This is a genomic window from Exiguobacterium sp. AT1b (genome assembly GCF_000023045.1).
GTDB lineage: Bacteria > Bacillota > Bacilli > Exiguobacteriales > Exiguobacteriaceae > Exiguobacterium.
Window position 1 is genome coordinate 1,428,350 of sequence record NC_012673.1, and the last position, 14,524, is coordinate 1,442,873.

General features: G+C 49.2%; 13 protein-coding genes. 3 read left to right on the plus strand and 10 right to left on the minus strand.

Annotated features, from left to right (window positions below):
• Positions 1 to 11 precede the first annotated feature (11 nt).
• Entirely contained in the window at positions 12 to 1,424 is a 1,413-nt protein-coding gene (locus EAT1B_RS07255) for an NAD-dependent succinate-semialdehyde dehydrogenase (RefSeq protein ID WP_012727507.1), read from the plus strand.
• 46 nt (positions 1,425 to 1,470) lie between these two features.
• On the opposite strand, the gene EAT1B_RS07260 is transcribed toward EAT1B_RS07255, so the two are convergent.
• From EAT1B_RS07260 to EAT1B_RS15865, 6 genes are all read right to left on the minus strand, one after another.
• Positions 1,471 to 2,103: an HAD family hydrolase gene (locus tag EAT1B_RS07260; RefSeq protein WP_012727508.1), complete on the minus strand. Its 633-nt coding sequence runs from the start codon at positions 2,101 to 2,103 to the stop codon at positions 1,471 to 1,473.
• Between the two features lie 114 nt (positions 2,104 to 2,217).
• On the minus strand, positions 2,218 to 2,583 hold the full coding sequence (locus tag EAT1B_RS07265) for a rhodanese-like domain-containing protein (RefSeq protein WP_012727509.1): 366 nt from the start codon (positions 2,581 to 2,583) through the stop codon (positions 2,218 to 2,220).
• Between the two features lie 107 nt (positions 2,584 to 2,690).
• Entirely contained in the window at positions 2,691 to 2,969 is a 279-nt protein-coding gene (locus EAT1B_RS07270) for a DUF5327 family protein (protein WP_012727510.1), read from the minus strand.
• Between the two features lie 62 nt (positions 2,970 to 3,031).
• Positions 3,032 to 4,318: a DUF2252 domain-containing protein gene (locus EAT1B_RS07275; protein ID WP_012727511.1), complete on the minus strand. Its 1,287-nt coding sequence runs from the start codon at positions 4,316 to 4,318 to the stop codon at positions 3,032 to 3,034.
• A 13-nt stretch (positions 4,319 to 4,331) separates the two neighbouring features.
• Entirely contained in the window at positions 4,332 to 5,282 is a 951-nt protein-coding gene (gene msrA, locus EAT1B_RS07280) for a peptide-methionine (S)-S-oxide reductase MsrA (protein WP_012727512.1), read from the minus strand.
• A gap of 82 nt (positions 5,283 to 5,364) precedes the next feature.
• A complete protein-coding gene (locus EAT1B_RS15865) occupies positions 5,365 to 5,547 on the minus strand; it encodes a hypothetical protein (protein ID WP_031422036.1) in 183 nt (60 codons plus the stop codon).
• Positions 5,548 to 5,771: 224 nt separating this feature from the next.
• Between EAT1B_RS15865 and EAT1B_RS07290 the strand changes: the two genes are divergently transcribed.
• Positions 5,772 to 6,848, plus strand: a complete 1,077-nt coding sequence (locus EAT1B_RS07290) for a diguanylate cyclase (protein WP_012727514.1) — start codon at positions 5,772 to 5,774, stop codon at positions 6,846 to 6,848.
• Positions 6,849 to 6,976: 128 nt separating this feature from the next.
• Positions 6,977 to 7,501: a hypothetical protein gene (locus tag EAT1B_RS07295; protein WP_031422033.1), complete on the plus strand. Its 525-nt coding sequence runs from the start codon at positions 6,977 to 6,979 to the stop codon at positions 7,499 to 7,501.
• A gap of 254 nt (positions 7,502 to 7,755) precedes the next feature.
• Here EAT1B_RS07295 and cydC read toward each other — a convergent pair whose 3' ends face one another.
• The 4 genes from cydC to EAT1B_RS07315 all read right to left on the minus strand — a co-directional run bounded on the left by cydC (position 7,756) and on the right by EAT1B_RS07315 (position 14,466).
• The gene (gene cydC, locus EAT1B_RS07300) at positions 7,756 to 9,474 is read right to left on the minus strand and encodes a thiol reductant ABC exporter subunit CydC (RefSeq protein WP_012727515.1); all 1,719 of its coding nucleotides are present in this window, start codon (positions 9,472 to 9,474) and stop codon (positions 7,756 to 7,758) included.
• On the minus strand, positions 9,471 to 11,195 hold the full coding sequence (gene cydD, locus EAT1B_RS07305) for a thiol reductant ABC exporter subunit CydD (protein WP_012727516.1): 1,725 nt from the start codon (positions 11,193 to 11,195) through the stop codon (positions 9,471 to 9,473). The genes cydC and cydD overlap by 4 nt, the downstream gene beginning before the upstream one ends.
• A 122-nt stretch (positions 11,196 to 11,317) precedes the next feature.
• Positions 11,318 to 12,007, minus strand: coding sequence for a Crp/Fnr family transcriptional regulator (locus EAT1B_RS07310; protein WP_012727517.1), 690 nt, complete (start codon positions 12,005 to 12,007; stop codon positions 11,318 to 11,320).
• Positions 12,008 to 12,123: 116 nt separating this feature from the next.
• Positions 12,124 to 14,466 (minus strand): glycoside hydrolase family 31 protein, encoded by a 2,343-nt coding sequence (locus EAT1B_RS07315; RefSeq protein WP_012727518.1) that lies wholly within the window; start codon positions 14,464 to 14,466, stop codon positions 12,124 to 12,126.
• Between the last annotated feature and the right edge of the window lie 58 nt (positions 14,467 to 14,524).

A 14,524-nucleotide genomic window follows, 5' to 3' on the forward strand; every position in this document is an offset into this window, starting at 1 on the left:
GGGAAATCAAGATGAGAGAAGAGAAAAACTTCATTAATGGGGAATGGACAGAAACGGGACAAACGATCGAGGTACGCAATCCGGCTACAGGCAATGTGATGGCCGTCGTGACAAAAAGTGGTACACAAGAAGCGACACAAGCCGTCGACGCTGCGCATGAGGCGTTACAAGAATGGCAACAAAAAACAGCAGAAGAACGAGGGGAACTACTCAATGAGTGGCATCGTTTGATTGCAGAACATACAGAAGAGCTTGCCCGAACCATGGTCGAGGAACAAGGGAAACCGCTCAAGGAAGCAATCGGTGAAATCAACTATGCAAATGGATTCATCGACTGGTATGCAGCAGAAGGACGACGCGTGTACGGAGAGACGATTCCTGCTTCATCAAACCAGAAACGGATCTTTGCCATCAAACAACCGGTCGGCGTCATCGCAGCCATCACACCTTGGAACTTCCCAGCTGCCATGATCACACGGAAAGTCGCTCCAGCGCTCGCTGCAGGCTGTACGGTCGTCATGAAACCAGCATCGGCAACTCCGTTGACCGCCATCGAATTGGTCAAATTAGCGGATAAGGCCGGATTCCCAAAAGGGGTCATCAACCTTGTCACTGGACAAGCGTCAGATATCGTCAAAGCGTGGCAACAAGATAAACGGGTCCGAAAATTGACGTTCACAGGATCCACGGAAGTCGGAAAAATGCTCATGCGTGACGCTGCGGACACGATGAAAAAGATTTCACTCGAACTCGGTGGACATGCCCCGCTCATCGTCACGGCCAAAGCGGATTTAGATAAGGCTGTTCCGCAAGCGGTCGCCACGAAGTTCCGAAACGGTGGACAGACGTGCGTCTGCGCGAACCGAATCTATGTCGAACGCGCCGTCGTCGATGAATTCTCGGAGCGTTTCATTAAAGAAGTCGAAGCGTTGAAAGTCGGGAACGGACTAGAGGAAGGTGTCGACATCGGTCCGCTCATCGATGACGATGCGCTCAGCAAAGTCGAAAAGCATATCGAGGACGCGCAGATTCGTGGCGGTGAAGTGTACGGTGGCGAGGTGCTAGACGGCTTATTCATCCGTCCTGCTGTCATCCGTTATGCGAATGAAGACATGCTCTGCATGAACGAAGAAACGTTCGGACCCGTCGCACCGATTGCAACGTTCGATTCGCTCGATGAAGTCATCAAACGGGCGAACAACACGCCGTTCGGCTTAGCCGCTTACTTGTTCACGCAAGACATCAATGAGGCGGTCTATTTAGCTGAATCGCTAGAGTATGGGATTGTCGGTGTGAATGACGGACTTCCATCAACGCCGCAAGCGCCTTTCGGTGGTTGGAAAGAGAGCGGACTCGGCCGTGAGGGTGGACATCACGGCATCGAGGAATTTTTAGAAGTAAAATACATCTCACTCGGGTTGTAAGTGTAGGTATACAAAAGGCTTGTCGACATATGCGACAAGCCTTTTCTTATCGGTTGACCCACTCGACTAAATCATGCGGAGACTGGATCACGTGATCCGCAAGTGCCCACTCTTCTTCATTGCCGAATCCGAACCCTGTCAAGACGACCGGGAAGTCATGTGCACGAGCCGCCTCGACATCCGACTTACGATCGCCGACCATAATATAGTCCGCCTCTCCGTGCCGGACACGGTGTGCTGTCAGAATGTCTGCCTTCTTCTCGCCTCCAACAGACTCTAAGCATTCGGGTGCCGTCATATATGGACGAATTTGTTGCGTATCTAAAATCAAATTCATGTAATGAACACCACAATTACTCGCTGTCGTCAGCGTATGACCTTGCTCATGAAGCGTCTCCAACATCTCACGAATTCCGTCAAACAAGACATTTTGCCCTTCCATCGTTTGCTCAAGCGTCGTATGACGGAGTCTGCGAATGAGACGAATCTCTTCGAGCGTCGCCTTTGGGATGACATGCTCCCAAAACGCGTTACCTGCCAAGCCGTATCCTGAGCGGACCGCCTCTTCACTCGGTTTCGGAAGATGAGGAAGCTCCTCGAGTGCCTCATGAATCGCCTTCGTCATCGGTCCGGTCGTATCTACTAACGTGCCATCGATATCAAATAAAATCACTGCCATTGGATTGATCCCCTCTCTTTCACTCTCTCCTTACCGTAGCAGAATCCCCGAAAATGCAAAAGAGAAAACGTGATGACAAAAAAACGACTGAACCGATTCGTCCAGTCGCCTCTATTATCCACGCCAGAAGTTCATGCCACCTTTTACAGAATAGACGTCGGTATATCCGGCACTCTTCAGCATCGCTGCCGCGCGTTGGCTACGCATCCCGCTCTGACAGATGACATAGACAGGACGCTCCTTTTCTTTCGGATATTTCGCTTGAGCATTACCGAATCCGGATAAAGGTACGTTTTTCGCCTGCTTGATATGTCCCCCGCGGTATTCATGCGGCTCACGCACATCCAACAATTGAATGTTTCGTTCTTCTGCGATTCTCCGTTTTAAATCGTCCGTCGAGACAGTTTTTACATTGTTTCGACGACTCCACCAGAAATACACAAGTCCAATGACGACCGCCACAAAAAGAAAGTCCAACATATTCACGCCTCCATTTGCATTCATTTCTTATACTCATTATACCCCCTATGGTATTTAAGTCAATGAATATGAATTCACAAAAAAACCACATGTTCATGACATGTGGTTCAAAAATCGAGCAATGAATCCGATTTCGGTTGTTCGTCTTCCTCCATCGGAATGCCGAGAAAGGCAGCCATCTGTCGATCAAGCGGAGGTTTTGTCTCGTTCGTAGGTGTCGACGTTTGCGGCACACCGACCGCTTTCGCTTCTGACGTCTCGTCTAGAAGTAATTCACAAAAGCCCATCAACTTTGCCAAATGACGCTTTTGCGCTTCACCGGTTGACGACTCAATCTGTGTCATCACCTGACGCATTTGGGCGATGACTTGTTGTTCTGTAATCATAGTCCGTACACATCCTTTACACTTCCATTGTGAAGGATTTCATCCTCGATTCGCAAGTATCTTTAACGATTCCTTGACTCGACCCAATTTAAAAAGGCGTCATAGTCAAAACGAACTTGATTTGCATAAAAATCAGCCCATCTCGATAACTGTCGAATAAACAGGGACGGAGAATCACCGATTGCCGCCGCGATTCGTTCGCTTGCCGTATAATCGAGCACATTCGATGACGCATCGGCCCGTGCGTGAATCTTCGCCGTGATTTGCACTTGCACTTTCAACGTCTCAATGAGCGACGTCTCATCTTTCATGTGTTTCGCTTTCACTTTCCGCTTATACGGAGAACGTTGCCTCACATAATATTCTTTATCGTCGATTGTTAAATAGCCGAGATACGGGTCACGACTGTGGACCATTGCTCGTTGTGCGGCGACGACACGAGCGCCTTGATGCGACAATCCGTTCTCAAACAGCGGATGTGTCGGAAGAAAGAGAGACGGGACGGCGGACTGTGCTTGCTTCATCTCTAAAATAACATCTTCATCATGTTCTTCGTCGGCACCTTCAATCAAAATATAGTAGCGTTCTAAACCGATTGAAGCCGTGCCGCTCTGAAGTTTGATGGCGATATCTTTAATTTCGTAGTGATCGGCATGATGTCGGTGTTGGTCTGACAATGAAGACAGATAATCGCCCCATGCCGCTTCAATTTTCTCCCGTACTTCTGAAGAGACGGGAAGCAGGTCGTCACTCGTCGAAAAATAACGTTCCTCGTCCCGTACCTCCGTCCGTTCGGACATGAATTCGCCTTTCTTCTTCTCCGCTTTTTTAATGACTTTTTTGACCGCTTTACACGTATTCTCTTTCGTGAATTGAATATGCTCACTCCGTCCAAGCGCATGTTTTTCAATGGCTTTGGCATAGGACTCAGCAAACGCTTGAATGGCTGCCTTGCCGTCGAATCCTGACTCGGCGGCGAACAAATCGACAGAGACCGCCATCCGCAACAAATCGAACAGATAGGACCCGATATACGCCTCATCAAAGTCGTTTACGTCATAGATGATGGTGCCGGCCCCGTCTTCGAACACACCGAAATTTTCAAAGTGTAAGTCTCCTTGAATGAACGTCGGATGGTCAGGACCTGTGTCAAAGGCGATCGGTACTTTCGCAAAGTCGTAGTAGAACAAGTGTGAGCTCCCTCGAAAGAACGAGAACGGGCTTGAACTCATCTTCGCGTACTTCTCTTGTCTCGCCTCTTCCGAAAGCTGTCGAATCGACTGGTCATAAAAATCAAGGACGGTCCCAATCGTCTCGCACCGAATTTGTTGTTTGACGGCTGTGAACATACGGCTCTCCCCTTCACTTGTTGAATAAGTGTTTATATTCCCCGTACCCCGCCTCTTCAAGCTCTTCTACAGGAATGAATCGGAGAGCGGCCGAGTTGATGCAATAGCGTAAGCCGCCAAGCTCTTTCGGACCGTCATCAAACACGTGACCAAGGTGGCTGTCCCCTTGTTTTGAACGGACTTCTGTCCGTACCATGTGATGCGTCGTGTCCATGTTCAAGTCGACGCGCTTCTCCTCGATTGGACGTGAGAAGCTCGGCCATCCGCAATTCGACTGAAACTTATCGTGCGATGTGAAGAGTGGTGTCCCGTCGACGATATCGACGTACAACCCCTCCCGCTCTTCATCCCAATATTCATTTTGGAACGGTGGCTCTGTCCCGTTTTCTTGCGTCACTTTATACTGCATCGGTGTCAAGCGCTCACGAAGTGCTTGTTGTTGTTTACGATCGCTCCATGCCTCTTTAATGAACTTCGCGCGCCCTGAACCGACACGGTACATCTCATAGCGGAACGGATTTTTTTTATAGTAGTCTTGATGATAGTCTTCCGCTTCCCAGAACGTTTTCGCAGGGCGGATATCGACTTCAATCGAACGATCGAAGCGACCCGAATCTTCCACTTCTTGTTTCGAACGCTCCGCTGCAGCCCGTTGCTCTTCTGAATGATAGAAGATGGCTGGACGGTACGATTCACCGCGGTCATTGAACTGCCCTCCACCATCTGTCGGATCGATTTGACGCCAATAGATACGTAGCAACTCTTCATACGAAATGACTTCTGGATCGAATGTGATTTCAACCGCCTCTAAATGTCCTGTCGTCTCCGAACAGACTTGTTGATACGTCGGGTTGTCGACATGTCCTCCTGTATATCCAGAAATGACACGCTCCACTCCCTCATATTTATGAAACGGTTTGACCATGCACCAGAAACAGCCTCCCGCAAATGTAGCTTTTGCCATGATAAATCCCTCCTTACTTTGTAGTGTACCCAAAAATGTGGCAAGACAACAAAAAACGAGAACCACAAAATGTGTTCTCGCTTTAGTCCTCTTCCACCTGATTCACATGACGCATCACCAAAAATAAGATGACTCCAACAATCGCAGCCCCTAATAGCGTCAACACCATGTTATCTCGAGCCGATAAAGTATAAAAGATCGCTAATCCAATCAAAATGAGCGCAATCGGAATAAACGCTCGTTTAAAATGATCCCAGTAACGCACGGACAGTCCTCCTTTTCTCTTATCATACCAAACTTTCGATTTTCCATAACGAAAGTTATAAAAGATGAGGAGAACCTGAACAAATCCAAAAGGATTCCAAAACGATTTGCTTGAATAATCATTCAAGAGAGCTTCTTTCCGCAAGCAGGTTATTCCTGTTTGTTTCCAACTATATGCTATATACTGTAACTAAATATTTCCATACGGGATAAGGGGGAGCTCCGATGCTCACAATCATAAATGCGTTCTTTATCAACCTGTGTATCTTGTTCACGCTCTTCACGATTTCCTTTTTACCGTTTCGCAATCGACCTCGTTTAACCCCACAGTCTCCTTTGAAAGGAAGGGTTTTACTCGGGGTGCAGACCGGATTGATTGCCATCCTCCTTTTAGCGAATGCCTTACCTCTTGAAGGTGTACTCATTGATTTACGCGCCATCCCAATCATGCTGGCTGTCTTATTTGGTGGTTGGGTCAGTGGGACGGTTGCAGGTATCATCTATTTGATTGGTCGCGCGTTTGTCGTTTGGTACACAAACGGCGCTATGATTGGTCTCTATTTAGCGTTTGCGACAATGTTCGTTCTCGTGGGATCAATCAGCATCCTTCGAAAACGCATGGATAATACCCGCCCAACTTTACTTATATTCACTACGATCAGCATCGCCATTTTTGGAGCAGCGATTTATGCCGCGCTTCCACTAAATTTGTTCTATCCCGTCTTAATCGTCTACACGTTAATGTCTTACGGCGGAGCTTGCGCCGCCTATCGATTGTTGCTCGAATTGCGCCGCCATTTCGAGAACGTCCAGCATCAACAGCAACTGGCGCGTACGGATGCGCTCACCGGGATTGCCAATCGGCGTCTCTTGAACGAAGCGATGGCCAACTTGACGGTCGAGGCAGAAGAATACGCATTGATTTTGGTCGATATCGATCATTTCAAACGGGTAAATGACACATACGGTCACGACGTCGGAGATGATGTCTTGCGCGAGCTCGGCATGCTCCTCGTCAACGAGAGCGACGAGCGCCATTTGGTCGGCCGCTTCGGTGGCGAAGAATTTTTAATCGTCATGCCACATGCGACACGTAACGAAGTATCACGGCTTGCTGAATCTATTCGAGAAAAGGTTTCAACGTTCCCATTCGAGACGAGTGCCGGTACGCTCCACATCACTGTTTCGCTTGGAGCTTGCCATTCGAATGATATTGAAATCGACAGTGTGTTAAAACATGCAGATGAAGCGTTATATCACGCAAAAGAGTCCGGTCGAAATCGTTTCATCCTCGCCTCTTAATGTGTCAAACTCTTCACACTTGAGCGCGTTTTCTCGCTTTACTTTCTCGAAATGAATCGTTAAACTAGGCTAGACTTTGATTCAGATCGATACATCATGATTTATTCAGAAAAGGGGAAACATCGTTCATGTCAGTTTTGTTATCTTTATTTGGAATTATGTTTATCGGCTCGTTCGCGATTGACTATAGACGTGGAAAGACACTTCAACAATCGGCAATCGGGGGGATTCGTTCGATTCAGAACAACATGTGGATTTTCTTCCGGACCTCACTTTCGATGATGATTATCATCGGTCCGCTCTTGTTGATTTCAGGTTTCGTGTTCTCGGATTTAGTGAGCTTTAACACGATCCCAGCATTCATCATCGCCGTTCTCAGTATCGGCTTTGCGGAACGGATCATCGGGATGACCGTGGCTCCACTCGTCCGCACATTTTGGCATCAACGCGGTCGTCTCATGCCACTTTATTTAGATGCCGCTCTCTACGTATTCCTACTCTCTATTCTCGTATTGGAGTTCTTGATGAACATCCCGGGGATTGATCTTCAGTCACCGTTCATCGCGCTATTCTATGCGTTCGCTCTCTTCTTCACGAGATACTTGTTCAGTTTGATTCGATTCACGGTTCAAAAAGGTGTAGCCTCGAACTAATTGAAGACCCAATCCATACGTGTTCGCACGTATGGATTTTTTTCATTATTCTCATTGACAATGAGAATCGTTATCAACTATACTCTAGTTGTAGCTTCCCAAAAGCTTGACGTGCACGTTCCCCAAACATATCACGTCACGTGGATTCCCCTCCACGACACTCTTTTTGAAAGCATTGCGACAACCCCCATTTGTTGCACCCATATTTGCCAAAAACAAGACGAGCAGCCCACCGACGGGGCTGCTCGTCTTTTTCATGATGCGAACACTTCTTGCTCAATTTGTTTCAATTCATAGAACATGCCACGTTTCGTCATCAGTTCCTCATAAGAACCGACCTCAACAATTCTTCCGGCTTCCATAACGATAATCTGATCAAACGTTTCGAGACCCGTCAAACGGTGACTGACGAGAATGAGTGTGCCTGTTCCGGCTTGCTGTAACAATTCAGAAAAGACATGGGCCTCCGTTCCTGCATCGAGTGCCGATGTCGGTTCATCGAGCAACCAGAGAAGTCCGTTTTTCAGAAGTGCCCGTGCGATGGCCAGGCGTTGGCGTTCTCCACCTGACAAGTTCGCCCCTTTCTCAAGGACCGGTTCGTCTAGCGTGAACGCCAAACGGACCCGCTCAAGCGCTACGCTCATCTCTTCATCTGTGAAGTCACCGGCTAACGCCAAGTTGTCCCGTACAGTTCCATAAAAGAAATGATTGTCTTGCAAAACAACGCTCGCATGTTGCCAAATGGCTGTCTGTTTGACATCGTTCACGTTGTACTCATCCAACCGAATCGTGCCGTCTTCCGTCCGAACGAAAGCCAAGAGCAGTTGAAGTAACGTCGACTTCCCTGACCCGCTCGGTCCAACGATGACCGTCTTCGAACCACTTGGAATGTGTAACGTCACCTCATCGATGACATCTCGATACGTATCCGGATAACGATAGCGAACATGGTCAAATGAAATGGATGGTGCATCCGTAAACGTCACGTCTTGACGTTTCGCCTCACGCGCCTCAATCGTTTCACTCGGCTCCATCACTTCAAACAAACGATCCGCTGCTTGCTTGCTGTCTGCAAAGTGACCAGGGAACACGGCCATCGGCGTCGTATTCTCAAACGCTGTGAGCGACATCATGATCAGCATTGCCAAGAACAACCCGTTCAGGTCTCCATTTACCACCTGATACGCACCGATGGCCAAGACGCCCCATGAGACGAGTAAGGAAGCGGCAACAACGAGCGCCGAATTGAAGAACTGATTCGTCGTGTCTTTCCGCTCCGCCTCCATGTAACGCTCACTGTGCGAATAGACAGCTTGTTTCGTGCGGTCGAGTTGGTGATGAAGTTTTAAATCCCGGTATCCGAACAGCATCTCTGTCAATTGAATCGACACATCTCCACGCAATCCACGAATCGTCTCGTCATGACGGGCACGAATTCGTGCAAATCCGAGCGGAATCAAGAATCCTGTAACGAGTACACCAAACAAGATCCATAGGCTGACCGCAAACGAGAAGAAGGTGACAAAGAAGATGGTACTCAAAAAGACGAGTACGAGAATGATCGGCGGATAAAATACGCGAAGGAAGTAGTTTTGAAGACTCTCAACGTCCCCGACGACGCGTGCGAGCAAATCGCCGCTCCGATATTTCGCGAAGATGGACGGAACGAGCGGCTCTAACTGACGATAGAACCGGACGCGCAACTCACTTAAAATCGTAAACGTCGCCCGGTGTGAGGCGAGGCGTTCCCGATAACGGCTTCCTGCCCGGATGACACCGAACAGTTTAATCAAGACGACGGGTACCATCAACGCATACAGGGGCGGGACGAGCCCGGCGCGTGATACGAGATAGCCACTTGCCGCAAAGAGGGCGACCGCTGCAATCCCTGCCGCATATCCAAAGAAGATGGAGAGAAGAATGTCTTTCTTCTCGCGCATCATCCATTTTGTGATGGTCCAAAGCGAGTTCATCGGCTCACCCCTTTCTGAAGTGCAAACAGTTCTGCATACTCTGGGACAGCGAGTAACGCTTCGTGCGTCCCTTCTGCGATTCGTTTCCCGTCATCCATGAACCAAATCGTGTCCGCCTCTTTGATTGTATGCAGACGATGCGCAACCGTGATTAACGTCGCACCTTTCGACAGCTCTTCAATCGATCGTCTGACAATCCGCTCTGTTTTCAAATCAAGGCCGGTCGTCGGTTCATCAAACAATAAAATACCAGGTCGCTTAAAGAAAGCCCGTGCGAGTGCAAGGCGTTGTCGTTCCCCACCAGATAGTCCAAACCCACCTTCTCCGAGTTCTGTCCAGATTCCGTTCGGCAACTGGTCAATCACCTCGGATAGTCCAGCTGCCTCGGCTGCTTCGAGTAACGCACGCTCGTCAGCCACTTCACCTAAAGCAATGTTTTCGGCGAGTGTCCCGGCGAACAGATACGGATTTTGAGAGATATACGCAATATTTCCATACCAGGAAGATTCCTCATACGTATGCAAGAGTTCGCCATCCACGAGGACGCGCCCTGATTTCACTTGCAAAAGTCCTGAGATCACGTTAAGGACAGTCGTCTTCCCGGAACCGCTCGCGCCGACTAACGCAAGGTGGGTGCCGGACGAGATGCGACCACTCAATGGCTGGAGGGAAAAGCGTCCACCAGCGTACTCAAACGATATCTCTTCAAGCTCAAGGTCCGGTGTCCGTGAACGAAGCGACTTCGTCCCCCACTGAATGCGATCATCCGGGGCGTCTAATACGTCAAAGATCCGGTCTGCTGCGCCCATACTGCCACGTCCTGTATGAAAGGCGCTGCCCAGGTCTTTGATGGCCAAGTAATACTCTGGCGCCAACACAAGAATCAAGAATCCTGAGAAGAACGTCAGGTTCTCCCAAACGACCATCTGTAGCGCGACTTCTAATGCCACAACGCCGGTGCTGAGCATGGAGATGAATTCCAACATGAGGCCAGATAAGAATGCCGTCTTTAAGACGACCATCGTCGCATCCCGAAAGTCGAGACTGCTCTTCTCAATCGCTTTCGCTTCTTGTTCGGTCCGATTGTAGAGTTTGAGTGTCGTCAAACCCTGTAAGACATCCAAAAACTTTCCGGAAAATTGATTCATCTTCTCCATCTGTTCCTCAGATTTTTTCTGTGTCGCAATCCCGATGATAATAAAGAACAAAGGGATAAACGGCGCTGTCACCATCATGATGACACCTGAAATCCAATGTTGGCTGAAGACGACAACCAAAATCAGAAGCGGGATAATCGAGGTTTGAATCACTTGTGGCCAATATTGACTGAAGTAGGCGTCGACCTCGTCAACAGCATCCATGAACACACTGACTTTCTTCCCAGATTGTCCCGTCAAAGAGGACTCGACCGGGCTCGTGGCATAGCGATCTAGTAATTGCAGACGTAACGCCCGTTTCGCCTTTTCCGATAAACTCGCTCCGATTCGTCCGGAGACGTATCCAAAAAATGCTCGTACCAATAGGGCGACGACGAGCCAAAGTAACGCCGGAACGACGGTTTCAAATGATTCATCTTTTAAAAAGATTCGGTCGACAATGTCGACGATTAAATACGCTTGCGCCAAAATCGATAGTCCAATCATGACCGCAGACAATACCAGTCCGATGATGTGACGTCGCTCGGCGAACGCAAGGGCTTGCAGTCGTTTCACTGCATTCATCCTTTCTCTATTCACAATCCGATTGCTTTGTGAGATTCATCACTAATTATACAATATGACACGTCTTGAAGCGAACGCTCCGCTCGTTCCGACATGCAAAAGACGCCCTCTCCTGAGTGGCGTCAATCGAAGTCTTGCTCAAAGTATTCAGGATGCCCGATGACAAGTTGGTGGTCATCCATTCGAAGCACCTCTTCTTTACGAAGCTTCGCTAAAATCGTAGAAACCGTCTCTCGGGACGTTCCAGATAGACGAGATAGTTCCATCGCCGTGAACGGACAGCGGACACGTACCCCTTGCTCATCCGGTTCACCTAAATCTTCAATCAAAAAATGGATGGTATTGAGTACACGTTCTTTCGCGCTCGGGGTAATGATCTCTTGGACACGTCGTTCATGTAAATCTAAAATACGATTCATCTGTCCGATGATATAGAGCAGCATATTCGACTGTGTAGATACAAACCGCTCGAACCGTTCGGTCGGGATGTAGATGACGTCAATATCCGTCACCGCTTCGGCCGTATGACGGTAGTCTTCCTCCGTGAACAAACCATTGTACGGAAAGAACTGTTTGGGCTTCACGTAGTCCGCATATTGATGCGTCGCATGCTCGTTCATCCGTTCGAGTCTGATGTATCCACTCATTAAGAAATACACGCGCTCTCGCGGGTCTCCTTCCATGAACAGGAGCTGTCCTTTTCGATATGTTCGGCAATAGACGTGCGGGACGAGCTGTTCAAGCGCTCGACTCGAACAGTTCGCAAACAGTGTCAACTGGCGTAAATCATCAATCGTCCACTTATGTCGCATCTGTATCCCCTCATTTCTAGTTAAATCCCCTACCTTAAGTATAAAACGATTCAGAATGATACCGCTTTCAAAATCCGACAGTTTTCTGACATGACAAAAGGGGGTCTCCCCCCTTTTCAGTCCAATATCAGTTCTAATAGGGCGTCTTGCAAATCTCGATCGAGTTCTAACGCATGGAGGTCAAACAGCCAGGCCTCGAGACGCGTCTTCGTCGTCGCCATCTGGTACAAACGATCTTTCAAATCGTAGGCGATTTCCGCGCGATCTAAGAATCGATAGAGACGGTCAAGTCGATGGGCGTTCTGTGTCACATCGACGGGGAGCGTCACCGTCTGCTCCTGCTTCAATTCACCAATCGGGATGTGTAACGTCTGCGTCTCAGCGTCATAGTCCCCTTCCCCGACAACGCCTCGAACAAGAACGGTCAATGTCCGATTCGCCGGAACGAGGGTCAGGTCTCCTGACATCTCGATGCGAAGCGTCCGCGCTTCCCAGTCGAGCGTGAACGTCGTTTCAAGTGAGGCACCTGTCTCATAATCGCGGCTTTCCCCGTCATCTTCATACATCGTGAACGTGTTCGAGGCACCTGGAAAGACGAGTACTTCTAGCTCGCTCGGATTCCCCGTCTTGTTCTCATGCGGTTGATGCGGCATAAGGGGAACGATGGCACCCGCTTTGGCGAAGACCGGTTGTCCATCGAGTCCACGGAACACACGAATCGACTTGTCGCCTTCGTAACGATGTCCTGTGAAGAAGTCAAACCATTCTCCTTTCGGTAGCCAGACATTCGTTCCGGCGACGTGGAGCTTTCGGTCCATCGGCGTGACAATCGGGGACACAATGAGTTCACTGCCAAAATAAAACTGATTCGGCACTTGATAAGCCGCTTCGTCATCGGGATGTTCGATATACATCGGCAACACGAGCGGTAACGCATTGGCATGGTTACGATAATTCATCGTGTATAGATAAGGAATGAGCTCGTGACGCAGACGTAAGAATCGCTTCATCGACTGTTCGGCTTCGATCCCGAAACGCCAAGGCTCTTTCCCGTTGAATGTGCTGAACGTCGAGTGGAGGCGCATGATTGGACTGAATACCCCGTATGCGACCCAACGCGCGGCGAGCTCATCGTCTTTTTTCCCACGATGATGGCCTCCGATGTCATGACTCCACCACCCGTAACCGATATTTGTCGCTGTGGCTGTAAAATACGGCTGGAAGGCGAGCGAAGCCCACGAGATGATCGTGTCTCCTGAAAATCCGACTGGGTAACGGTGGCTCCCTGGTCCTGCGTAACGAGAGAAAATGAGCGGACGCTTACCGTCACGGGCGATGTCGATGGCATGATAATGATTTAACATCCATAACGGATCGAGTCCTTCCATCTTCGAGGTCGACCCTTGTTGCCAATCGATCCACCAAAAATCAACGCCATCCGCCTCATGTGGATGATGCATCTGCTCAAAATATGCTTGAATGAATCGTTTGTCTGAAAAATCGAATGGGATTCGGTCCCCCGATTCCGGGTCGCCCCCCATGGCCTCGGCCATCGCCACGTACTGATCTTCAAACGCACGGACCCCGTCCGCGGGATGCAGGTTCAACGTCACCATCATTCCCTCATCCTTTAACCAGTTAAGGAAACGCTTCGGTTCGGGAAACAAGTTTTTGTTCCACGAATAGCCCGTCCAACCACTCCCATACTCTTCCGGGATGTCCGTCACGTGCCAATCCATATCGATGACACTGACCGAGAACGGGACATCTTCTGACTTGAAACGGCGCATCAACGCCTTATACTCTTTTTCGTCGTATCGCCAGTAGCGGCTCCACCAGTTCCCGAGCGCTTTACGAGGAAGCATCGGCGTCGGACCCGTCAACGTGTAAAAGTCTCGAAGTGCCTGTTTATAGTCATGGCCATATCCGAAGTAGTAAATGTCATGAATCCCTTTTCGTCTCGGCTCGACGAAGCGATCGTCTGTCATCAAAAACGAGGATGAATCATCAATGATCGCATACCCTTGTTTGGAGAGGATTCCTTCTTCTAACTCCGTCGCTCCGTCCACATGGTCGAGTGTCCGCGCCGTCCCTTTCAGCGTCCGCTCCGGACCGTTGAACATGTAGCGGCTATAATACGTGCTAAAGTTCCCTTTCACGTCTACGTAGAGTGTGTTCGGTGCGAACGGACCTTTCGTATAATACAAATGGACATGTTCTGTGATGATTTGGAGTTCTGTCTCATCTTCAATCACTCGGAATTGCGGAACGTCAAATTCCCGATTCCATACTACTTGGGTGGCACGGTCTTCAAAGACACCGTCTTCCGCGTATTCCATTCGAATCAACTGACTCGTCAATACGGTGAAGCGATAGCAGCTTCCTTGTACGATTGCTTCTTCTCTTGCTTTTGGTCTCATCCACGACTGGTACACATGATTTTCTTCGAATAGGCGCATACATTCGAGCGTTTCCGCTCTCCGTCACTTCCTTCCTGAAATTAGTGCAAACGTTTAC